This window comes from Erythrobacter sp. (assembly GCF_039988855.1).
Taxonomy (GTDB): Bacteria; Pseudomonadota; Alphaproteobacteria; order Sphingomonadales; family Sphingomonadaceae; genus Erythrobacter.
The window spans coordinates 131,589-153,408 of the sequence record NZ_JBDXIY010000015.1; the positions used below are offsets into that span (position 1 = coordinate 131,589).

General features: G+C 54.6%; 17 protein-coding genes. 9 read left to right on the forward strand and 8 right to left on the reverse strand.

Annotated elements, in window-relative coordinates:
- Positions 1–67: 67 nt before the first annotated feature.
- Both ABJ205_RS03540 and ABJ205_RS03545 read right to left on the reverse strand, forming a co-directional pair.
- The gene (locus ABJ205_RS03540; protein ID WP_348155474.1) at positions 68–1,378 is read right to left on the reverse strand and encodes a UDP-glucose/GDP-mannose dehydrogenase family protein; all 1,311 of its coding nucleotides are present in this window, start codon (positions 1,376–1,378) and stop codon (positions 68–70) included.
- An 86-nt stretch (positions 1,379–1,464) separates the two neighbouring features.
- Positions 1,465–2,271 carry a metallophosphoesterase family protein gene (locus ABJ205_RS03545; protein ID WP_348155472.1) on the reverse strand — a complete coding sequence of 269 codons (807 nt, stop codon included), beginning with the start codon at positions 2,269–2,271 and terminating at the stop codon, positions 1,465–1,467.
- 363 nt (positions 2,272–2,634) lie between these two features.
- Here ABJ205_RS03545 and ABJ205_RS03550 point away from each other — a divergent pair, with 363 nt between their 5' ends.
- Both ABJ205_RS03550 and ABJ205_RS03555 read left to right on the forward strand, forming a co-directional pair.
- A complete protein-coding gene (locus tag ABJ205_RS03550; protein ID WP_348155470.1) occupies positions 2,635–3,543 on the forward strand; it encodes a TorF family putative porin in 909 nt (302 codons plus the stop codon).
- 133 nt (positions 3,544–3,676) lie between these two features.
- Positions 3,677–4,114 carry a VOC family protein gene (locus ABJ205_RS03555; protein ID WP_348155467.1) on the forward strand — a complete coding sequence of 146 codons (438 nt, stop codon included), beginning with the start codon at positions 3,677–3,679 and terminating at the stop codon, positions 4,112–4,114.
- A gap of 64 nt (positions 4,115–4,178) precedes the next feature.
- Here the strand turns inward: ABJ205_RS03555 and nhaA are convergent, their stop codons facing one another.
- On the reverse strand, positions 4,179–5,420 hold the full coding sequence (gene nhaA, locus ABJ205_RS03560; RefSeq protein WP_348155465.1) for a Na+/H+ antiporter NhaA: 1,242 nt from the start codon (positions 5,418–5,420) through the stop codon (positions 4,179–4,181).
- 99 nt (positions 5,421–5,519) lie between these two features.
- Between nhaA and ABJ205_RS03565 the strand changes: the two genes are divergently transcribed.
- The 5 genes from ABJ205_RS03565 (at position 5,520) to ABJ205_RS03585 (ending at position 11,951) form a co-directional block, all read left to right on the forward strand.
- Positions 5,520–7,007: a glycosyl transferase family protein gene (locus ABJ205_RS03565; protein WP_348510005.1), complete on the forward strand. Its 1,488-nt coding sequence runs from the start codon at positions 5,520–5,522 to the stop codon at positions 7,005–7,007.
- Positions 7,004–8,341, forward strand: a complete 1,338-nt coding sequence (locus ABJ205_RS03570) for a hypothetical protein (RefSeq protein WP_348160302.1) — start codon at positions 7,004–7,006, stop codon at positions 8,339–8,341. Before ABJ205_RS03565 ends, ABJ205_RS03570 begins: the two co-directional genes overlap by 4 nt.
- A gap of 79 nt (positions 8,342–8,420) precedes the next feature.
- The gene (locus tag ABJ205_RS03575; RefSeq protein WP_348160301.1) at positions 8,421–9,335 is read left to right on the forward strand and encodes a sulfite exporter TauE/SafE family protein; all 915 of its coding nucleotides are present in this window, start codon (positions 8,421–8,423) and stop codon (positions 9,333–9,335) included.
- Between the two features lie 59 nt (positions 9,336–9,394).
- Entirely contained in the window at positions 9,395–10,108 is a 714-nt protein-coding gene (locus ABJ205_RS03580) for a TIGR02186 family protein (RefSeq protein WP_348160308.1), read from the forward strand.
- 172 nt (positions 10,109–10,280) lie between these two features.
- On the forward strand, positions 10,281–11,951 hold the full coding sequence (locus ABJ205_RS03585; protein ID WP_348160306.1) for a DUF87 domain-containing protein: 1,671 nt from the start codon (positions 10,281–10,283) through the stop codon (positions 11,949–11,951).
- Between the two features lie 74 nt (positions 11,952–12,025).
- Here the strand turns inward: ABJ205_RS03585 and ABJ205_RS03590 are convergent, their stop codons facing one another.
- The 5 genes from ABJ205_RS03590 to ABJ205_RS03610 form a co-directional block, all read right to left on the reverse strand.
- Entirely contained in the window at positions 12,026–13,789 is a 1,764-nt protein-coding gene (locus ABJ205_RS03590; RefSeq protein WP_348160299.1) for a TIR domain-containing protein, read from the reverse strand.
- Between the two features lie 24 nt (positions 13,790–13,813).
- Positions 13,814–14,551: a 7-carboxy-7-deazaguanine synthase QueE gene (locus ABJ205_RS03595; protein ID WP_348160297.1), complete on the reverse strand. Its 738-nt coding sequence runs from the start codon at positions 14,549–14,551 to the stop codon at positions 13,814–13,816.
- A 195-nt stretch (positions 14,552–14,746) separates the two neighbouring features.
- Complete coding sequence (locus tag ABJ205_RS03600) at positions 14,747–15,562, reverse strand: M90 family metallopeptidase (RefSeq protein ID WP_348160296.1); 816 nt, start codon at positions 15,560–15,562, stop codon at positions 14,747–14,749.
- A gap of 156 nt (positions 15,563–15,718) precedes the next feature.
- On the reverse strand, positions 15,719–16,639 hold the full coding sequence (locus ABJ205_RS03605) for a hypothetical protein (RefSeq protein ID WP_348160295.1): 921 nt from the start codon (positions 16,637–16,639) through the stop codon (positions 15,719–15,721).
- Positions 16,640–16,780: 141 nt separating this feature from the next.
- Positions 16,781–19,543, reverse strand: a complete 2,763-nt coding sequence (locus tag ABJ205_RS03610; RefSeq protein ID WP_348160293.1) for a valine--tRNA ligase — start codon at positions 19,541–19,543, stop codon at positions 16,781–16,783.
- 322 nt (positions 19,544–19,865) lie between these two features.
- Here ABJ205_RS03610 and ABJ205_RS03615 point away from each other — a divergent pair, with 322 nt between their 5' ends.
- Both ABJ205_RS03615 and ABJ205_RS03620 read left to right on the forward strand, forming a co-directional pair.
- Positions 19,866–20,978 carry an ABC transporter permease gene (locus tag ABJ205_RS03615; RefSeq protein WP_348160292.1) on the forward strand — a complete coding sequence of 371 codons (1,113 nt, stop codon included), beginning with the start codon at positions 19,866–19,868 and terminating at the stop codon, positions 20,976–20,978.
- On the forward strand, positions 20,978–21,811 hold the full coding sequence (locus ABJ205_RS03620; protein WP_348160290.1) for an ATP-binding cassette domain-containing protein: 834 nt from the start codon (positions 20,978–20,980) through the stop codon (positions 21,809–21,811). The genes ABJ205_RS03615 and ABJ205_RS03620 overlap by 1 nt, the downstream gene beginning before the upstream one ends.
- The last annotated feature ends 9 nt before the right edge of the window (positions 21,812–21,820 follow it).

Sequence of the window (21,820 nt, forward strand, 5' to 3'; positions counted from 1 at the left end):
GCACGGACTATTCCCCGGGCACTATGCTTAACGCATAGCTAGGCACAATTTTCTTTCGGGCGAGCATCTATTCGCGTCCGATACTTGCGTAGATGAAACCGCGTGCCCGTACATCATCCGGTGAATAGATGTTGCGTAGGTCAACCAGAACCCGAGAATTCGCCAATTCAGCGACTCGGCTCAGGTCAAGCGCTCTGAATGCATCCCACTCTGTAACGATGACGGTCGCATCTGCGCCTTCAATCGCAGCATAGGGATCGTCGCACATTTTGACCTCGGGCATCAGCGGCTGGGCCAGTTCCATGCCTTCAGGATCATATGCGGACACTTCCACCCCTGCATCGGTCAGCGTCTGCGCAACTGCAATGGCCGGAGAATCGCGCATGTCATCAGTATTTGGCTTGAATGTCAGACCTAAAAGAGCCGCTTTCTTGCCGCGCGCTTCGTCGACACCGCCTAAGGCCTCAAGAACTTTGCGGCCCATCGCACGTTTGCGGCTTTCATTGACCTTGACCACCGCTTCGACAATTCGCGTCGGGCTGTCATAGTCTTCGGCGGTTTTAAGAAGGGCGAGGGTGTCTTTTGGAAAGCACGATCCGCCATATCCAGGTCCTGCGTGGAGGAATTTGGCGCCAATGCGGTTGTCCATTCCAATACCGCGGCTGACGTCTTGGACATTCGCGCCCACTTTCTCGCACAGGTCGGCCATTTCATTGATGAAAGTGATCTTGGTCGCGAGGAACGCGTTGGCTGCGTATTTGATCAGCTCGCTTGTACGGCGAGAAGTGAAGAGAATCGGTGATTCGTTCAGGAACAGCGGGCGGTAAACCTCACTCATGACATCACGGCCAAAATCGTCTTCGGCACCGATGACGATGCGATCCGGACGTTTGAAGTCACCGATAGCTGCGCCTTCGCGCAAAAATTCTGGGTTAGAGACAACGGCAAAGCGATGCTTTGCCCCACTGTCTTCCAAAATGCGTTCGACCTCATCGCCTGTGCCTACAGGCACTGTCGATTTGGTGACGATAACGGCATCATTTGAAAGGCTCTCTCCCACTTCTTTTGCGACCGCATAAACAAAAGACAGGTCGGCATGGCCATCGCCGCGGCGGCTCGGTGTGCCCACAGCAATAAAGATGGCGGATGCGTCTTTAATGCCTTCAGCTAGCGAGGTCGTGAAAGACAGGCGGCCAGCTTTCACATTGGTTTCAACCAAAGCATCGAGCCCTGGTTCATAGATCGGCATGATGCCTTCATGGAGGCGGTCGATCTTGCCTTGATCTTTGTCGATACAGATCACGTCGTGGCCAAAATCTGCAAAACACGCACCAGAGACGAGCCCCACATAGCCCGAACCCACCATTGCAATTTTCATCGTCTATGTCCCTTGGGTCAAAACGTCGTTCAGGTCATTGCACGGTACCATCTTGCCCGCGCAAACCCGGCGAAACGATAGACAGATTACTGCCCACGTTCACCGTGGAAAATCTCTACTGGATCATCGCCGTTCTGGATCGTTTGAATGATCCGTCTCTGGTCACCTTCCAGCACGAGCGCGCTAAGCACACCTGAACGAAAAGCGCCAGTGTCAATCCCGATCCGATTGCCGCAATCCATCACCTTATTAAAGATAGTGTGACCATGCACCACCACCTTATCCAAGGGACCTTCGTGGCTAAGGAACCGGTCGCGGATCCACAAAAGATCGGCGCGTTTTTGCTCTTCGATTGGGAGTGCAGGGTCGATCCCTGCGTGAACGAACATATAGTCGCCTGCCACGATATATTCTTCGAAAGAGGCAATATAATCGCGCTCGCTCTGCGAGATGAGCTGCGGCAATGCTGCAAAAAGCTCCTCCAATGTCATCGCATTGAATTGCTTTTTTGTCATGCCATAGGACATCACGGTTTCGCGCCCACCATGTTTCAGAAAGTGCCTCAATATCTCGGGCTTTTTGAACGCATCGAGCATCATCTGCTCATGGTTGCCTGCAAGAACACGCACGGTTCGCTGGCATTGCCAATGGCGGGTAAGGGCAACAACACCTGCGCTGTCGGGCCCGCGATCTACTAGATCACCAAGCAGAACGACTTGGGTCTTCGCATTGCCGCGCGATGCGTCATCATCTTCGATCGCAGCAACCATCGTCTCAAACAGATCGAGGCGGCCATGGATATCGCCAATCAAATAGAAGCGCTCCCCATCTGGCACCGCAGCCAGCGGCGTCTTTGGGCGAGGTTTGAAAAAGGAGCGAATCGCGTCGAACATATCTTGACATGTTGCCTTTGTATTCAGGCGTTGGATTTATGCAGTCGATGGACTGAGCCCGCCTTTCGGCAAGCATTCTAAGGTGATGGGGATGCCCCCATTTAGGCAAGGTCGAGCTTAACAGCAACTTATCCTGAAAATTCTAACATCGCCTAGAAATACCGTGCCCACATCGTGGTGGTGCACAAACTCCACAGTGAACAACGCTTATGTTCAGGAAGTCGCCCGTGCCTGCAATTTCTCTTGTGCTATGCAGCATGAACGTGCACGATTGCTTCGCGTTTGGATGAGACTGCGTCAAAAAAAGCGGCCGACAAGCGTGCAGGTGGGACGAAGCAACAACAATAATTAAAGGAAGTTGTAATGCTCACGTCCATCCGCGGCCTTTCGGCCGCAACCCTCTCCGTTGGTCTGTTTCTGACTGCAGCTCCAGCTCTCGCCGAAAACGCTACTGCTGACGAAGTAAGCGAGTTGGCAAATGTAACGCCCGAAATTCTTGACGCATCTGTTGTCCTTGAAGCTGGGCAAGAGTCTTCAATCACGGCCCCGGCCATCCAACCGATTGACGAGACCGCCACCAGCAAGGCAGGCGGTGAAAGCGGGCTGACTTTCTCAGCAAATGTCGCTTTCGCAACCGAATACCGTTTCCGCGGCGTCAATCTATCTGACGGTGAGTTTGCCGTTCAGGGCGGCTTTGATGTTAGCCACTCATCTGGCTTGTATGTCGGCACTTGGGCGTCGAATATCGACGAACAAACTGTCGGATTTGGTTCGACCGAAGTTGACCTTTATGGCGGCTGGAGCGGCGATGTGTCTGATGGAATTTCAGCCGATATCGGGACCATTTACTACTTGTTTCCCGATGCGCCCGGCGTTGCTGGCAATACGGACTACATTGAGTTTTATGGCTCGCTGAGCTTCTCTCTCGCCTCTGTTTCGGTAACTCCTGGTGTCGCTTATGCGCCCGACCAGAGTTCGCTCGGTAGCACCGACAATCTCTATCTCTATACTGATGTGAGTGTCGGTATTCCAGATACTGCGGTGAGCCTGAATGGGCACATCGGCTACACCGATGGTTTCTTGACCTTCACCAACAACAGCAAAGCATGGGATTGGTCGGTAAGTGCTGACTATGCGCTTAGCGATACCTTCTCCATTAGCGCTGCCTATGTTGGCGTTGAAGGCGACGCGGCGAACGACCTCATCCAACCCGATGGCGATCTGGTATTCACTGGAGACGCATTTGTCGCCACGCTTTCTGCAAGCTTCTAAGCTTGGAGCTGTAATAATAGCCCGCGATTAAGCGGGAGGAACGAAGGGCGCAGGGTCGAAAGGCCTTGCGCCCTTCTGCGTGTCGGTGTTGAACTCAGCGCCGCGCCAATATGGCCTGATGAGGGAAGTTGAAATGGTAAAGTATCTGCACTCGATGATCCGGGTAACCGATCTGGACGCCACGGTCGCATTCTTCGATTTAATCGGCCTCAAAGAGGTGCGGCGTTTCGATGTTGAAGCCGGCCGCTTCACACTTATTTTTCTTGCCGCTCTGGGACAGGAAGGTGTGGCAGAGGTTGAACTGACGTATAACTGGCCGCCGGAGGACGGGAGTGATTGTGAAAGCTATGATGGCGGGCGCAATTTTGGTCATCTCGCCTATCGGGTCGATGATATCTATGAAACCTGCACAAGGCTTGCCGAAGCAGGGCACACGATACACCGGCCACCGCGCGATGGACATATGGCTTTCGTCAAGTCGCCTGACGGAATCTCAGTCGAGCTGTTGCAAGAGGGCAATCTGGAACCCAAGGAGCCTTGGGCCAGTATGGAAAACACCGGCAGCTGGTGAAGCCATACGCTGGCGCACCAGGTTGGCCGTTAGCCCAAGCGCCTAAGCCTCTCAGGTGCAAAGGTCAGGCGCTTCGTTCACCGCGTTGATCGTTCCAGTCTTTATCGGGATGCGACGTTGTAAGACGCAGGACGATATAACCAAGCACTGCGGACACCGCAGATCCCGCAAGGATGCCAATCTTCGCTGAGTCTATCATAGCTTGGTCTTGGAACGCCAAAAGGCCGATGAACAAGCTCATCGTAAAGCCTATGCCGCACAGAATCGAAATGCCCCAAATTTCCGCCCAGCTGGCATTCGCAGGGCGAGCTGCAAATCCAGTTTTGTCTGCGATGTAAACGGTGGTGAAGATACCAAGCTGTTTACCCACCACAAGGCCAGCGGCAATCGCGAGCGGCAATGGGGCAAGAAGTGCCTCGGGCCCCATCCCGGCAAGTGATACGCCTGCATTGGCAAAGCCGAACACGGGCACGATCAAATAGGCGCTCCATGGGGCAAGGTCATGTTCCAGCTTCTCCAGCATGGAATTGCCGTCCTTGCGATGAAGCGGAATGGTGAGTGCGGCCAGCACGCCTGCAATCGTTGCGTGAATGCCCGTGTTTAGAACACAGAACCAAAGGACCACCGCAAGCAGAATATAAGGCCAAAACACGCTCACATTTTTGTGATTGAGGCCCGCCATCGCAGCCAGAACGGCGCCTGATGCGCCCATCCACATGAGGAAGGAAGTCATCGATTCAATCTCAGTGTAGAAGAGTGCAATGACCAGCACCGCGCCGATATCATCGACAATCGCAACGGTGAGTAGGAACAAGCGCAGGGATGCCGGGACACGGCTTCCCAAAATCCCAAGTATTCCCATCGCAAATGCGATATCCGTCGCTGCAGGTATAGCCCAGCCGCGGGTAAGTTCACCCCCGCCCGAAACAAGCATGAATACAATCGCAGGAACCGCCATTCCTGCGGCTGCTGCTAACATCGGTAAGCGGCGCGCAGCAGGGCTAGCCAACTGCCCTTGGATCATCTCCCGTTTTACTTCGAGGCCGACGACAAAGAAGAATATCGTCATCAAACCATCATTTACGATGTAATGCAGTGAGGAGAGCTTTGGATGAGGATACCAAGCAAACTTACCATTGATCAAAGCATCATATTCATCAGAAAAAGCAGAGTTAGCAGCGAGCATTGCGGCCGCTGCGACCAAAATTAACAATATCCCTGCTGACGCATCCCCAACAAATAAAGCCCGAACTGGTGCAAAAACACGCCGTAATGGATTGGAAGTATTAGAAATATTGTCAGACATTTATATGGGTCCGTCTTGGATGTACTTGATATGGTTGATATGTCTTTAGGGCAGTGTTAAACAATTAGTAGTTCAAGGAGATCGGGGGCCTTGAATGATATGGCATCTGATATTTGGCAATTCTTGGCTCTGGTACAGTATGAACTACTTCTGTTCGCAGGGGTGTTCTTTCTCATCGGTGCTATCGATGACTTTGTTGTCGATTTGGCTTGGCTATGGCTCAAACTGACGGGACGAGCAAGGACCGCAAGAATTGATCGTGGGCAATTCCAATCCAAACCGCTTGATAGCCCTGTCGCTGTGTTTGTCCCTGCTTGGCAAGAAGCTGAGGTTCTTTCGGACACGATCCGCCATTTGCTTAATGTTTGGCCTCAAAAAAACCTTCGACTTTACATTGGTGTATATCGCAATGACCCGGCAACCCTAGAAGCGGCCGTTTGTGCTGCGCAGGGTGACGTGCGGCTGCGAGTGGTCATTCACGACCGTGATGGCCCAAGTACCAAAGCGGATTGTCTCAACAGACTTTACGAAGCGATGAGCGATGATGAATGCCGTTCATCTAGCCGTGTCTCATGCGTTTTGTTTCACGATGCGGAGGATATGGTCGATCCTGCTGGGATTGGCCTCTTGGATTGGGCCATTCATGAAGGCGCTGATTTCGCTCAATTGCCGGTTGAGCCTCTGCCGCAGACTGCCCGCGATTGGCTGGGCAGCCACTATTGTGAAGAGTTCGCTGAGGCTCACGGGAAAGCGATGGTGGTTCGAAGTTCGGTCGGCGCTGCATTGCCTGCTGCGGGTGTGGGATGCGCGATGGCGCGCGGCGCTCTCGAACAACTGGCAGATAGTAGCAAAGAAGGGGTGCCGTTTGACCCGGCATCTCTGACCGAAGATTATGAGTTAGGTTTGGCGATTGCTGAACAAGGAGGGCGTTGCCGTTTCGTCCGAGCGCGCGGCGAAGATGATCAATTGGTTGCGACGCGCGCGTTTTTCCCTTCGACCCTGAACGAGATCGTTCGCCAAAAGACCCGCTGGGTCCACGGTATTGCGCTTCAAGGTTGGGATCGAACCGGCTGGACGGGCGGCGCAGCCGAAACTTGGATGCGCGTGCGCGATCGGCGCGGGCCCTTTACCGCGCTCGTTCTGGCGCTTGGATACCTTCTTTTGGTGCTCACGCTTATAACCTCCCTTGCTAGCACTTTTGGTCACGGACCGGCCTTGGCCGTGTCACCGTTGATGTTCGGCTTGATAACCGCAAATCTGTGCTTTCTGGCCTGGCGGACCGCTTGGCGGTTTCTCTTTACCGCCCGCAATTACGGCATTGCCGAAGGGGTTTTTGCCATAGTCCGACTGCCCATAACCAACATCATCGCGATCATGGCGGGGTGGCGGGCCATCCTTGCCTATTGGCGGACATTTTTTGGACGAGGCATCGTTTGGGACAAGACTGCGCACAGTCGTCATCCAGCCAAACCCAGCTACAGCCTAGAAAAACAAACGACGGGCCCAGCAATCTACGGCAATACTCAATCGTCAGCGAACTCCTACAGGCAAGGCAGATACCAAGCAGCGCGAGGTGCTCGAAAATGAAGGACGGCAGGACCAATCGTAGGCCAGGCACCCCGTTGACGATGCTTGCCGTTTTGCTTGGTGCTTGGGTCTGTTTGCGCGTTGTCACATGGGATAGCCCGCTTTCATACACGGCGATGGCGAGTTCGGCAGCCCCATCAACGTCGCTTGCAAGCTCGGTACGCTCGTTCCCCAATTCTGCCGCAGTAGGAACAATGCCTGCTCCTCATTCGGTCGCTTATCCGCAATTTCGGCAAAGCCCACATTATCCGCCCGTGATGCTTCCCGGCGGTTACGCTTATGTGCAATATCTTGGCCCGGGGCATCATGCTTATCCGGCTGGCTATTTGGCTCCTGCGGCACAGGTGTATGGGTCAGGGAACACTCCAGCCGTCCCGCAAGGGCATTATCCGCAATTTGCAGGTGGTTATGGGCGGCCCGCCGCCTATCCGCCAACAGCTACAGCACACCCAATTGCCCCTCTCCATGCGGCAGATGGACAACGTTTCGGACGGCAACCCTTACCGTTGGATTGGCTCTTGAGCGGTGCACGCTTTGGTCAAACGGCGCCTAGCCAAGGTGACGGCAGCCGAACCAATGCCATTCAGGTCGCACCGACGCCATTCTCGGGGCATCAACCCGATGTACGTCAAGCTTCGACTGATCGTTGGATGCTGGATGTATTTGGATTTTCGCGGCAGGGGTCGAATGCGATATCATCGCCCCAAGGTCGCCAGCCAACCTATGGCGCAAGCCAACTCGCCGCAAACTTGCAATGGCGCGCGCGCCCTTCGTCCAGTCATGATCCTCGCATCTACGTTCGCGCTTATCATGCGCTTGTAGCAGGCGGCGAATCAGAGATCGCTGCCGGGGTTTCCGCACTGCCGTTCGGCAATATCCCAATGAGAGCCTATGGTGAACTTCGCGCGACACGAAACCCGGCGATTTCGGACGAAGGTGTCACCGCTCAGACAAGCTTTCGCCCCGCTGCTTACCTAGTGACAGAATTACCACCGCAGAAATTGCCGCTTGGTCTGTCATTGGAGGCATATGGCGCGGGCGGATATGTGGCTGGCGATAACGAAACATACTTCGTTGATGGGCAAGCAGCCATTACACGCGAGCTTGTACGCCTAGAAAAACCCGGTTTGCCTTCTGCAAGAGTGAGTCCTGGAGCAGGTGTATGGGGAGGGGCACAAAAAGATGTGAGCCGTGTCGATATCGGCCCGACGCTGCGGTTCGATGTTGATATCGGCAAATTGCCAGCACGCGTTTCAGTGGACTACCGCGAGCAGGTCGCCGGCGATGCAGAACCCGATTCTGGCGTGGCCGCGACGGTTTCGACCCGCTTCTAAGCAATCATCACCCATATCAATGGGGGTAGGGGATAAACGCTCCTTCCCACGCAATGCCCGCTGGGCTAGTCGATGATGCATGGATGTTTACCTGCCCATTGCGAATCTCTCAGTGAACGGCCTGTTCATCGTGTTTTTGGGCTTCCTGACCGGTATTTTGTCCGGCCTTTTTGGCGTTGGTGGCGGGTTCCTAACCACACCATTGCTGATCTTCTACGGTATCCCGCCAACCGTCGCAGCGGCCTCTGCTGCAACTCAGGTAACCGGGGCCAGCGTTTCCGGAGTGATCGCCCATGGAAGGCGCAAAGGCGTCGATTATCGCATGGGCGCAGTGATGGTTGGCGGAGGTGTGATAGGCGCGCTGTTTGGCGCAGCGCTTTTCAGGCTGCTTCAGGCGCTTGGCCAAATCGATGTTGTCATTAACATTCTCTATGTTGTGATGCTGGGGTCAATCGGCACCCTTATGATGCGAGAGGCGTTTGAAGCGCTTTCGGCGGCCAAGGGACAAAAAGACTTATCCCCTCGAAAGAGGCGTCATCATCCCCTTGTTGCAGGACTTCCCTTTCGCACGCGCTTTTATGCCTCGGGTCTATACATCTCGCCTATCGCCCCGCTCGTGTTAGGCGTTATCGTTGGTGTGCTCACGATGTTGATGGGTGTTGGCGGCGGATTTATCCTTGTGCCCGCTATGCTCTACATCCTTGGGATGAGCGGCAATGTGGTGGTCGGCACCTCGCTTTTCCAAATTTTGTTTGTGACGATGGTCACGACCATGACCCACGCTCTTACCACCAAGGCAGTCGACATCGTTCTCGCAGGGTTGCTTTTGCTAGGATCGGTTATGGGCGCGCAGTTCGGCACGCAGATCGCACTTAAGGCAAGACCTGAGGTTTTGCGGTTTGTTCTGGCTGCAATCGTGATCGCGGTTGCCTTGCGAATGCTCTATGGTCTGGGGGTGCAGCCTGATGAAATATATACGGTCAGCCCGCTATGACCGCGCGGACACGATCCCTTCTTTCGGCACTGGCCCTATTTTTCGCTGCGCCCATGCTTATGGGGCAAACAGAGCCTATCCTTGTGCCGGAAGTCAGCCAGTCGCGGATCGAAGTGCGTCAAGGCTTCACTGGGGCCGACCTTCTTCTGTATGGCGCAGTGATCGATCCGCGTGGCCCCGGCAACACGCGCGACTATGACATCGCGGTAGTTTTGAAAGGACCCGCAGAGCCAATCCGCTTGCGCGAAAAAGATCGCATTGCGGGCATTTGGATGAACGCAGGGGCAAGCGATTTTCGTTCTGCGCCGTCTTTCTTTGCGGTGGCATCGTCAAGCCCGGTCTCGGATATTGTCGATCGCAGAACGGCGGCTATTTATGAGCTGGGAACCGAGTTTATTCAGCTTAGTCCGTCGGGACAAATTGAGCCCGAAGAGCAGGCCCGATATGCCCGCGGCCTAGTCGAAATGCGCGAGCGATTGGGTCTCTACAAGCAGAATCCAGCAGGTGTTCGGATCAGCGAAGGCGTCTTGTATCAGGCCCGCATTGCTCTGCCTTCTAATGTGACAACCGGACAATACACCGCAGAAACCTTTGCAATCGCCGATGGGCGTGTGCTTGCCAGTGCGACCGCGGACATTGAAGTGGTGAAAGTGGGCCTTGAAGGCAGTGTTGTCTTTGCTTCTCAAGAATGGTCGTTGTTCTATGGCCTTGGGGCCATTGCGCTATCGCTTGGTATGGGTTGGATCGCCGGACAAGCATTCTCCAAGCTTTAGTCATCTAAGACTTCTCATCGCTTCGTTGGATTGCCCACTTTTGGCGCATGCGTTGACGCGATTTTAACTCTGTTTCGGCAATGTCACCCTAAGGTTCAGACCGCCGAGCAATCGCGCGCCAAACGGTTAGGTGCGGTGCTTTGGCTTAGACAAGGATACGCGCATGAACGCGATGGGGAATCAGAATTTTGAGGCAGAAGGCCAGGCGGCGCAGCCGCGTGAGGGAGATAATAACTCTCAAGATAACGGCAGATTGCCAATAGGCGTTGTCCTCGAAATTTCGGGGGCGGGATCGCAAATTGCGCTCGATCTCCAACGTTTGAACGAATGCATGGAAGATGACGATCGTTCGATTGCTTTGGCTGGCCAAGTGGGTAGCCAGATCAAGATCCGGGTTGGCGATGCGTGGCTTCTTGCCAACGTACGCGATCAACGCAAAGATCGCCGTGCTGAAAACGGTATCATCGCGCATATCGATTTCCTAGGTGAGGGTGCCGAAGAAAAGCTAACTGGACGCATTCACGGCTTTAAACGCGGTGTAACCCGCTATCCGGTGCCTGGCGCTATGGTCTATCCGGCCACTACCAAGGACCTTGAACAAATTTACGCCAGTGATGGGCGTGCCAATGTCACTATTGGAACGGTGTTTCCGACCAAGGATATCCGCGCTGGCCTTTATATCGACGCGATGCTGGGCAAGCACTTTGCGCTGCTGGGATCAACCGGTACGGGTAAATCGACAAGTGCCGCGCTCATCCTCCACCGGATTTGTGAGGCGGCACCTGAAGGTCACATCGTGATGATTGACCCTCACGGGGAATATTCCGCGGCCTTTCGCCAAACGGGTAAGATCCTCGACGTATCAAACCTTCAAATGCCCTATTGGCTGATGAATTTCGAAGAGCATTGCGAAGTCCTCCTCACCAGCGATGGGAATGAGCGCCAGGTCGACATGGACATTCTTGCCAAATGTCTCCTGTATGCGCGCAGCAGGAACCGCCTCGCTGAATCCATGGGTAAGATTACCGTCGATTCCCCGATCCCCTATCTCTTGTCGGACCTTTCGACGAAGATTCAAGACGAGATGGGCAAGCTTGATAAGGCTACATCTTCTGCGCCTTACATGCGGATCAAAGGCAAGCTTGAAGAACTCAAAGCCGACCCGCGCTATCAGTTCATGTTCTCTGGAATGCTCGTGGGCGATACGATGACCGACTTCATTTCCAAGGTCTTCCGCATGCCGGGCGAGGGCAAACCCATTTCGATTATCGATGTCTCGGGTGTACCTTCGGATATCACATCGACTGTTGTCGCAGTCCTTTCGCGGCTGGTATTCGACTTTGCCATTTGGGGCAGGGAAGAGAACACGCGTCCCATCTTGCTTGTTTGTGAAGAAGCCCACCGCTACGTGCCGAACGAGAAGAACTCAGATGGATCGTCTGTAGGTTCCATCCTTAGCCGGATTGCCAAAGAGGGTCGCAAATACGGGATCAGTCTAGGCCTGATTACTCAGCGTCCTTCCGACCTTGCCGAGGGCGTGCTTTCACAATGCGGTACCATCATTTCGATGCGTTTGAATAACGACCGTGACCAAGCTTTTGTGCGTTCAGCCATGCCAGAGGGCTCCCGAGGCTTCCTCGATTCCATCCCAGCGCTTCGCAATCGCGAGTGTATTGTCTGCGGCGAGGGTGTAGCCATCCCGATCCGGGTGAACTTTGACAATCTCGAAGAGCACAAGCGTCCGGCCTCCGAAGATCCAAGCTTTAGCGAGTTGTGGAACCGTGGCGGCGGCGAAGAAGAGCTGGTCGAACGCACTGTCCTTCGCTGGCGTTCACAAGGATAACATTAACTCGGCCAACGCGTTTACTGGGCCAAAACACTTACTGGACCAACGCGTTCGCTGAGAGAGTGCGCCTGTTACGGCATCAACGAACCAAGGTTTCCAACCTCGCGCCATGCCTGGCTATTGGGGTCATAGCTTACGTTGTAGAAACGTTGCAGGCCTCCTGCATCGCCGGTGTTTTGGCCTGTCGAATTGAAAAAGATCCGGCCCGTCACACCGTTGAAGCTGCGGGACCGTAGTACAGCCACTAAAGCGTCAGCGGTGATCTCACCTTCGATTTCGTTTGCGGCCTGCTTGACGATTACCCCTGAATCGAACGCCACTGCCTCGAGCCGCCAACGCGGTGAAATTGGCCCGAACAGGCCTTCGAACTGGGCTATCTCAACTGGCTTTTCACCATTGTAATCAGCGCTTTCGAAGACATCGGTCATATCGATCAGGCGTTCTGTCTGCAGAGCTGTCATTTCGCTTACCGCTTGAACCTGATGGCTGTTGTTCCAGCTGGCTAGAATTGCCCTTCGCGCAGGCTGGTCTTCACGGAACTGGCTGCTGGCAAGATCCCTGAAATCACCGCTCAATCCCATGATTACAATCAAACGGTTCTCGTCCAAAATTGCCTGCTCTTCAGGGGTCGAAAACGCATCATTGATCGAGCCGCGTATAAATGTGCGAGTGTTGACCTGGCCATCAGAGGACCAGTTTTCGAGGTTCGATTCTCCAAGCACTTCGGAAACACGGTCAAAGAATAATTCGCCATAAGTCTTCGCGTCGCTGTCCGGATTGGTTTCAATCATAAAGGTTATGCCAATGCCTTGCGAGATCGCCCGTTCTGCTAACGCTTTGAATTGCGCCGCGCGTTCGTCCACACCTGAACCCACCCGGAAAATCGGCAGATCACTGTCATTCCAACCAAGGTCAGCGCGGCTGCCAGCCGTCGTTAAAACGATTGCGGGGCGTTGCCCGCTTTCCTCAATCACTTTGAGGACTTGAGGAGTGAACTCTGTGATCGATGGGCCAATAATTGCAACGACATTGCGCTCGTCCAAAAATGTGCGGAGGTCCGCGATAACCTCTGGGGCCTCGCGCCCTTTCATGGCGCTGATCGGTGCCTCGAGATCTTGCACCATCAAGGCAGGAAACCCTTCGAGCGAGGCCTTTAACCCGTTACTTTGTTGGATGCCAAAGCTCTCGTTGGGATAGATTCCAAGGACGATCGCTTTGTCTTCCGGGACGCCAGCAAGGCGGCCGCTATCGCTACCAAATCCGATAAACTGAAACGCCAGAACCCCGGCGATAAGTAGCGCTAATGCGCCTGCGGCCATACTGATCGGACGTTTCCAAAAAGGCACATCATTGGTCTTCGCGGCAAGTGGAAGGTCTTGCCCTTGTGCTACTGTCGAAAGGCCATATGCAGCCATCTCAGCCGCACCTGCTTCTGCGCCTTGTCCCTCACCCACGATTGTGCGGACGCTTTCAAGAAAGACGGGCCAGTTTTTGCTTTGCGTTGGATCGCTTGTTGAATCCTGCAATTCTGCGGCTTGAATGCGTCTGAACCCGCGCGGGATGACAACCTCATCGATCAACGCAGGGACAAGCTTGTTTTCAATTACGCCATCTTCGGCTTCTTCTTTGACCCAATTGCTTTTGATCGACGTATCGGACCAAACGACGACAATCGCATTGGATTCCTTGATGTGCTTGTCGATGACATTGTCGAACTCTTCGCCAGCGCGAAGGTCACGGTCCCACCAAACCGAATAGCCTTCAGCTTCCAGCGCCTTGGCCATAAAATTCACACGCTCGCGGTCACGGCGCGAATAGGAAATGAAAATATCCAACTGTCTTACCCCCGAACATCCATCCTAAGTCGCTCGCGTATCGCCGTAAAGATGGATGTGCATCCGATCCGACATACGATATCCTTTGCTGAGGCACAGTGTAGAAAGCCACACTTGCCGATCCCTTAACGTTTTGGAATCAGTGCCTTCTGGCATTAAGAAGAGACGCTCCTTTGCAATTCGATATTCACGTTGCAGCGTGTCAACTTCCACTACGTCGTCTGGATTAGCCACAACAAATTTGAAGAATGCCCTTGGATCACTCGCATAAAAGTCGAGTCGTTCTGGAATAAGTGCGAGTTCGGACGTATTGCCAGAGTGGGTCAATTTTGGGCTGACATTGTATTGGTCGACCCGAATATCGACATGGGCCGACGGACGTGTCGTGCCGTTGGTTTCAATCTCCACTTCGATATCGGGCAAGTAGGCAAGCATATCGGCCAATGGGCCGCATTGCATCAAGGGTTCGCCTCCGGTGATGACCAGCCGATTTTGCCCCAACACAGCAATTTTTGCTGCGGCCTCTTCGGGAGAGAGCTTTACCTGATTGGCTTTGCGTTCATATTCGGCCCCATCGCGGTGCGGGCGATTGTCGCCCTCAAACCGCCACGTATAGGCGGTGTCACACCATGTGCAGGCAAGGTTGCAGCGCGAGAGGCGAATAAACGCCACTGGCTTGCCGATGCTGGGGCCTTCGCCTTGTAGTGAGGCGAAAATCTCAGGCCCGCCCGAATCGTCGGTTGCAAGAATCAAATCAGCCATCAGTGCTTCTAACTCAGTTCATCGCAGCTGCGAAACATTTGACACACCTGACACACTGTTATGATGCTCAAAACCAATCGATCATAGAGGTGCGCGCTGATCGACTGAGGCGATTGAAGGGTAAGCGCGCGTGGCTCATCTGCGCCCCATGTCATGAAGCTCGCATATAGGAAAACCCAATGAGTGGAGGCATGGCTAGCTCCACGATGCAGGATCAAGCGCGAGGAGCTGCGCGAACTGCGCATAAAGCGCAGGCTCCTCGCGGCGCAGATCATGCGGTCTTTCAAAGAAGGTGACGATCCCCTCTGCAAAGAACTCTTGATGGTTGGTTGCACCATAATGATCGATCAACGTGTGTTCGCCGCGTTCAACCCGGCTCAAATGGTCGTGATAGGCGTCGAGCATAGCCTTCTCCCACCGGGAGTACGCCTGACCTTTGCGAAGGATAGGAATACCATTGGTGTGGCCCGACAGGCTGTCCAATTGATGCGCAAACTCGTGGATGACGACGTTTTCACCATCATGGGCGCGAAGGCCGCCCTCAAGGGCGTGATCCCATGACAAGATGACCGGTCCGCGGTCCCAGCTTTCACCCAGCGTCCCATGGCGGTGGTCGTGGATAAGCCCCTCTTCATGGCTGCCACGGCCTGTCTCAAAGACCGATGGGTAAAGCAGCACATTGCGGATCGTGTCGTACCACATGGGGCTGTTGACGATCAGAAGGCAGGCCTGCGCTGCAATCGAAAGCCGCATCATATCGGTGACTTCGATCCCATTCTTGCCCCGGAAAGTGACCTGATCGAGGAACAGGTTGATCTTGCCCTCATGGGCGGCGCGCAGGTCCTTTGGCAGAAGCGTGACCAAAGGCACAAGCTGCTCGACAATATGGCGCTGTTGGGGCGTTAACGGGGCAGCGAGCAGAGCTTTGCGCTTACGCTTCATCGTGATGGCGCGGGTGATGAAGAACACCGCGATAAGCAGCGGGATAGCGAGGATAAGCCATGGTGACATTCTCTGGAGGTGGGGTCGCTATTGCCGGTTTTGAAGAGAGCGAAGGCTGCAACCCGAAACACGACCTTCCGCAATCGACCCAATTTCGGTCGTTCGAGAATGGACTTCAACATATCTAACTCAGACAGTATTTGAGGGTGGGATTCTACTTAGATTTCACCACTCACGCCATTCGTCTATCTCATCCACCAAGACCTTCTGCCGCGCTACATGAGCCATCTCTTCGAGAACGGCAAATATATCCTCACGTTCCTCAGTCTCAATGACGCCACCAGCGCCGTCGTCCGCCTCGTTGAACCAGATGACAGTTTTCTTCAGGACTGCCCGGACATCGGCCCTGCGTGGCTTAGAACCAAGCTCTTTGAGGTCACTGCAAGCGCTGCGGATGACCAAACGAGCAGCATCGGTGAATTCTGCTGGCGGAAATGGTGGCGAAGGGGCCCATTTGTCAAAAGGAGTTTCCGATTCAAGCTGCTCCCACGTGAGCTTGCTCAAACGAGTACGATACCGCTCTTCTCTAGCCACCCGTTCGGCTTTATTCTTGGCTTCGCGTTTCTCGTACTCGATGACGACGTTTTTCCTGTCGTTTGACCAACGCCATTCCCCTTCCGCAGCTTGATCAGCAAGATACAACGAACCCCAGCTCGTTCCTGGTGCATATTCGTCGAGCGCACTGAACAGTGATCTTTCCTTTCTCGATACGGGTAGTTTTCCCAGGAACGTATACTCATCCAAATATTCCAATGGCGCCCATAACTCTTCTCCCACCCCATAAACAGCGGGCTTACCCGTGTGGGCAAAGCGATGTTCGTTTAGTATTGACGTACTTCGGACTTCCGAAAGAGTGGGTGAGCTTCCCCAAATGCCGTCCAGAACGGCGACTGCAAAAAAGCTATCACTGGAACCAAGGATTTTGATCGCAGCAAATCGACCGGTCGAAGTGGGAGAGAAATCCGTCACAGGCCGTGTTCGAAAAGAGTAGACTTGGCCCGCTTCAATTAAGGTGGGCAACGAATCCGTACCAGCGCCTGTTTCGACTGGCTTGCTTCCTAACACACGCGTCAAAAGTTTTCTCACCAATTACACTCCAACTGCGATTGCCAAGAAGTAGGGCTGCTTTCCAACATTGAAAACAAAAAATGAACGTCCGCTTCCACCCTTAAAAGCAGACGTCCGTGCTCATGTGCTGTGAGCAAAAAAGCCGCCGCTTTGCAGTTCTCACCCCAACCTCTCTAATGCTGCTGTCAGCCGTTCAACTTCGCCTTGGTGGTGGGCAAAGTCGGCCTTTGCTTTCTCCACCGCTTCTGGCTTGGCGCGTTCGACAAAGTTGGCGTTCGACAGCCTGCCTTCGAGCGATTTTGCTTCCTTTTGGCTTGCAGCGAGAGCTTTTTCGAGCCGTGCTTTCTCTTCCGCGATGTCGATAATGCCTTCGAGTGGGATCACGAAGATATCGCCCCCTCCTGAACCAGCTTGCGCGGTGACCTGCATGGCTGGGCCCGAAGGCGCTTCGCCGACTGTTACCGGGGTGAGGCGCGCAATGCGTTCAATCGCGGCGCTCGACCGCTCGATAGTGCTGGCGGCGAGGGCGCTTGCCTCCGGTACAAAGGCCGCCAATTTCGCGCCCGGTGAAATGCCAAGCTCGTTTTTGGCGCTGCGCACATTGGTGGTGAGGTCGATCACCCAATCAATCGCGTCGGTTGCTTCTTTGGAGGTTTCACCGCGCGGGTTTGGCCATTTGGCCGTGATGAGGTCATACTTTCGTTCACCCCCGCTATTCTTGGCTTGTGCGTGCCACAGCTCCTCGGTGATGAATGGCATGAAGGGATGGAGCATGACGAGGATCTGATCGAGCGCCCATCCTGCAACTTCGCGGGTTTCGACGGCGGGCATGCCTTCGGGGTCAGCGTCGTCGGCGAACACAGGCTTGATCAGCTCAAGATACCAATCGCAGAATTTCGACCATGTGAACTGATAGATCGCATTGGCAGCCGCATCGAAGCGCAGGTCTTCCATTGCGCTTTCGATTTCAGTGCACACGGCTTGCACTTCGCCGATGATCCATTGGTTGGCGGCGAGCCTTGCTCTGGGCGCGCGCACGCTCGTGCTTTTGCTGATGTTGTGTGATTGGCAGAAACGCGTGGCGTTCCACAGCTTTGTCGCAAAGTTGCGGTATCCCTCGACCCGTTTTTCATCCATTTTGATGTCGCGGCCTTGGCTTTCCATCGCCGCCATAAAGAAGCGCAATGCATCTGCACCATATTGGTCGATCAGGCCAAGCGGATCGACGACATTGCCCTTGGATTTGGACATTTTCGCGCCGTCTGCCGCGCGTACAAGACCGTGGAGATAAAGGCGCGGCCACGGTGCCTCGCCCATATTGTAATTGCCCATCATCATCATGCGCGCATCCCAGAAGAACAGGATGTCGAACCCCGAGATGAGAAGCGAATTGGGGAAGTGTTTCTCGACCAGCAGCTGGCCTTCCTCGGGCCAGCCAAGGGTCGCGAAAGGCCAGAGCGCGGAAGAGAACCACGTGTCGAGTACGTCATTGTCGCGGGTCAAGGCGACGCCTTCGCCAGCTTTGGCTTGTGCTTCTTCCTCGGACATTGCGACATAAACGCCGCCGCTTTCGTCGAACCAAGCCGGGATGCGGTGTCCCCACCACAGCTGGCGCGAGACGCACCATGGCTGGATGTTTTCCATCCAGTTGAAGAAGGTTTTCTCCCAAGACTTGGGTACGATTTCGACCGTGCCGTCGCGCACTTGTTTAAGCGGTTTTTCCGCCAGCTTCTCCGCATCGACATACCATTGATCGGTCAACCACGGTTCGATCACCACACCGCCGCGGTCGCCAAATGGCGTTGCGATCTGGCGTGGTTCAGCATCGGAGAGGGTTTCTTCGCCCTTCTTGTTTTTGCTGACATGCGAGATGAGGAAGCCGTCGGCTTTTAGGCGCTCAACCACGGCTTCACGCGCGCCGTCCACTTTATCGCGGCGGAAACGATGGAGGCCAATAAATTCGTCCGGAACGAGGCCGTCGGCGGTCTGGCAAACATCGCCGTTTCCATCGAGCATGTTGAGCATTTGGGCCGCTTCAATACCGGCGCGCTTGCCCACGTCAAAGTCGTTAAAGTCATGTCCCGGCGTGATTTTCACCGCGCCCGAACCCAGCTCTGGATCGGCGTGTTCATCGGTCACGATCTTAATCCGGCGGCCTGTGATCGGAAGGACCACCTCTTTGCCGACAACACTGGCATAGCGTTCGTCATCGGGGTGAACCGCCACGGCCATATCGGCGAGCATCGTTTCAGGCCGCGTGGTCGCAACTTCGATGTAGTCGCGGCCATCTGCTAAGGTCTCACCATCGGCGAGCGGATATTTGAAGTGCCAGAAACCGCCCGCAATCGTCGTGGTTTCCACCTCAAGGTCGGAAATCGCGGTCTTGAGTTTCGGGTCCCAGTTTACAAGCCGCTTGTCGCGGTAGATCAGGCCATCGTTGTAAAGGTTCACAAAGGTCTTCAAAACAGCCTTGGTGAAATGCTCGTCCATCGTGAACTGCTCGCGTGACCAGTCCATGGAACAACCCAAACGGCGAAGCTGCGTGGTGATGGTCCCGCCGCTTTCGGCTTTCCATTCCCACACCTTATCGACGAATTCCTCGCGGCTGTAATTGGCGCGCTTATCGCCGGCCGCCTCCATCTGGCGTTCGACCACCATTTGCGTGGCGATCCCGGCATGGTCGGTGCCCACCACCCAAAGCACATCTTTGCCGCGCAGGCGTTCATAGCGGATCACGATGTCTTGGAGCGTGTTGTCCAATGCGTGACCGATGTGGAGAGAGCCTGTGACGTTTGGTGGAGGGTTCACAATGGTGAAGGCTTCTGCATCTGGGCGTTCAGGACGAAAGCCGCCCGTGTTTTCCCAATGGTTGTACCAACGCATCTCAATATCGGCTGGGTTGAAGGTTGTGGGTAGGCTCATTTTTGGATTGGCTCACTAACGTTTGCAGACTGTATCGTCTGCTCTTTCTATCCCCATGCCAAGCCATTGGTTGCAGTGCAACAACTCTTGGAATTTCCCCACACAAGCACACCAATCTCTGCAATGGCTTTTGCGCGAAGTTGTCGCTTGCTCAGATGAGCATAACTCCCTTGGTGCCAGATTCTCTTCCCATTGCGCCCATTTTCTCAGGGCCCGTTCCCCCAAATGGCCGCAATTTTTAGTCTCCAAAGCACTTGATTTGTGAAAGGGTCCAAGACTTTGCTTGTGAAGCGTGCTTTTTGCTCGCATAGCTGTGGCTGTAATGCTTGGGTCTGTCACCTTTTCTCTGGAAGACAACGAAGCTGGCGGCTCGCGGCTGGTTATTGCTGGCCAGATGCTCGTCTCGTCTGTCGGTTCCTTCGAAAACGAGATTGAATCTGTAGGGCGCGACTTTACCGACATCGATATCAGCGGTGTTGATGAGATGGATACCATTGGCGCATGGGTTGTTTGCCGTCTCGCGACACAGCATGAATGCCCAGTTGTCGGAGCGAGCGAGACTGCGACACATCTTCTGAAAGCGGTCGAAGGGGCAGGGGCCGACGGCGAATTGTGCCCACCTGTCGTGCCTGTTTGGGAGCGGGTTCCTTTAGCACTTGGTGATAAGGTATACGCGGCGCGTGGCGGTATCTTCGGTGTGGTGAGCTTTCTTGGCGCGATCCTTGTCGGCTTTGGTACTTTGATCCGCCGACCTTCGCGCATTCCGTTCCGCGCAGTCGTGCGCCAAATGGAGACGGTGGGGGTTTCCGCGCTCCCAATCATCGGTCTGATGAGCTTTCTCATCGGTATCGTGATCGCGCAGCAAGGCGCAGCGCAGCTTAAGCAATTTGGCGCAGAAACACTGACAGTGAATTTGGTCGGCCGCATTACTTTACGAGAATTGGGCGTTTTGATGACGGCGATCATGGTAGCTGGCCGTTCGGGCAGCGCATTTGCCGCGCAAATTGGAACGATGAAGCTGACCGAAGAGGTCGACGCGATGCGCACCATCGGCATCTCTCCGATTGAACAATTGGTTATCCCGCGAATCCTCGCGAGCACCTTTATGATGGTGATTTTGGGCTTTTATTCGAGCGTCCTCGGTATCGTTGGTGGTGCGGTTATCGGGCAGGTTGCGCTTGGCATTCCGTTCTTCACCTTCCTTGAGCGTATTCAGGAAGTTGTCCCCATTCACGATGTGTGGGTTGGACTTGTGAAAGCGCCGGTCTTTGGCCTCATCGTCGCGCTTGCGGGCTGTTATCACGGTATGCAGGTGAAGGGGAATTCTGAAGAGGTCGGCATACGCACCACTATGGCTGTGGTTTCTGCGATCTTCGCAGTGATCGTGCTGGACGCCTTTTTCGCAGTGTTCTTTACCGAGGTGGGTTGGGGTTAATGGCATATACCGAACCCGAAGCCCCCCACGGGAGATTTAGCAGCGAGCCGCCTATCGTGGTCAGTGGGCTCGTCAATCGTTTTGGCGATACGACTGTGCATGAAGACCTCGACCTTAAGGTTCGGCGCGGGGAAATTATCGGAGTGGTCGGCGGGTCTGGTACGGGCAAATCGGTGTTGATGCGCTCGATCATTGGCCTGCAGCAACCCACGGCTGGTGATATTGATGTGCTGGGCCGCAGGATCACTGATACCGATTTGGACCAACGGGTTGGCGTGCGCCGGCGCTGGGGAGTTTTGTTTCAAGGCGGGGCTTTGTTTTCGACGCTTACCGTGGGCGAAAATGTCGAAGTTCCGCTTAAGGAATTTTACCCTGATATCTCTCCGAAATTGCGCCGTGAAATTGCGCGTTATAAGGTGCTGTTGTCGGGGCTTCCAGAAGAAGCCGTGCGCAAATATCCCAATGAACTGTCCGGCGGGATGAAAAAGCGGGCAGGGCTGGCGCGTGCCTTGGCACTCGACCCAGAACTGCTGTTCTTGGATGAACCAACGGCGGGCCTTGATCCCATCGGTGCCGCTGCATTTGATCGCCAGACGCGCGATCTCAAAGAGACACTGGGTCTTACAGTGTTCCTTATCACTCATGACCTCGACACTTTGTACGAAATTTGCGACCGCGTGGCGGTTTTGGCGGACAAAAAAGTTATTGCTGTGGGGACTATTCCTGAACTGCTCGAGACGCAGCATCCGTGGATCGAAGAGTATTTCAATGGACCACGCGGACGGTCTGCTTTGGCAGCTCAAGACGCAGCCGAGGGAGGCTCGAATGTCTAGACACTCACG

What these genes read in the sequence shown, in the direction of transcription:
- ABJ205_RS03545 (WP_348155472.1), bottom strand. Translation starts at nt 2,271, where the DNA reads ATGTTCGACGCGATTCGCTCCTTTTTCAAACCTCGCCCAAAGACGCCG.
- ABJ205_RS03600 (WP_348160296.1), bottom strand. Translation starts at nt 15,562, where the DNA reads ATGTCACCATGGCTTATCCTCGCTATCCCGCTGCTTATCGCGGTGTTC.
- ABJ205_RS03565 (WP_348510005.1), top strand. Translation starts at nt 5,520, where the DNA reads ATGGCATCTGATATTTGGCAATTCTTGGCTCTGGTACAGTATGAACTA.
- ABJ205_RS03610 (WP_348160293.1), bottom strand. Translation starts at nt 19,543, where the DNA reads ATGAGCCTACCCACAACCTTCAACCCAGCCGATATTGAGATGCGTTGG.
- ABJ205_RS03595 (WP_348160297.1), bottom strand. Translation starts at nt 14,551, where the DNA reads ATGGCTGATTTGATTCTTGCAACCGACGATTCGGGCGGGCCTGAGATT.
- ABJ205_RS03585 (WP_348160306.1), top strand. Translation starts at nt 10,281, where the DNA reads ATGGGGAATCAGAATTTTGAGGCAGAAGGCCAGGCGGCGCAGCCGCGT.
- ABJ205_RS03550 (WP_348155470.1), top strand. Translation starts at nt 2,635, where the DNA reads ATGCTCACGTCCATCCGCGGCCTTTCGGCCGCAACCCTCTCCGTTGGT.
- ABJ205_RS03615 (WP_348160292.1), top strand. Translation starts at nt 19,866, where the DNA reads ATGCTTGGGTCTGTCACCTTTTCTCTGGAAGACAACGAAGCTGGCGGC.
- ABJ205_RS03580 (WP_348160308.1), top strand. Translation starts at nt 9,395, where the DNA reads ATGGGGCAAACAGAGCCTATCCTTGTGCCGGAAGTCAGCCAGTCGCGG.
- ABJ205_RS03570 (WP_348160302.1), top strand. Translation starts at nt 7,004, where the DNA reads ATGAAGGACGGCAGGACCAATCGTAGGCCAGGCACCCCGTTGACGATG.
- ABJ205_RS03620 (WP_348160290.1), top strand. Translation starts at nt 20,978, where the DNA reads ATGGCATATACCGAACCCGAAGCCCCCCACGGGAGATTTAGCAGCGAG.
- ABJ205_RS03575 (WP_348160301.1), top strand. Translation starts at nt 8,421, where the DNA reads ATGGATGTTTACCTGCCCATTGCGAATCTCTCAGTGAACGGCCTGTTC.
- ABJ205_RS03540 (WP_348155474.1), bottom strand. Translation starts at nt 1,378, where the DNA reads ATGAAAATTGCAATGGTGGGTTCGGGCTATGTGGGGCTCGTCTCTGGT.
- nhaA (WP_348155465.1), bottom strand. Translation starts at nt 5,420, where the DNA reads ATGTCTGACAATATTTCTAATACTTCCAATCCATTACGGCGTGTTTTT.
- ABJ205_RS03555 (WP_348155467.1), top strand. Translation starts at nt 3,677, where the DNA reads ATGGTAAAGTATCTGCACTCGATGATCCGGGTAACCGATCTGGACGCC.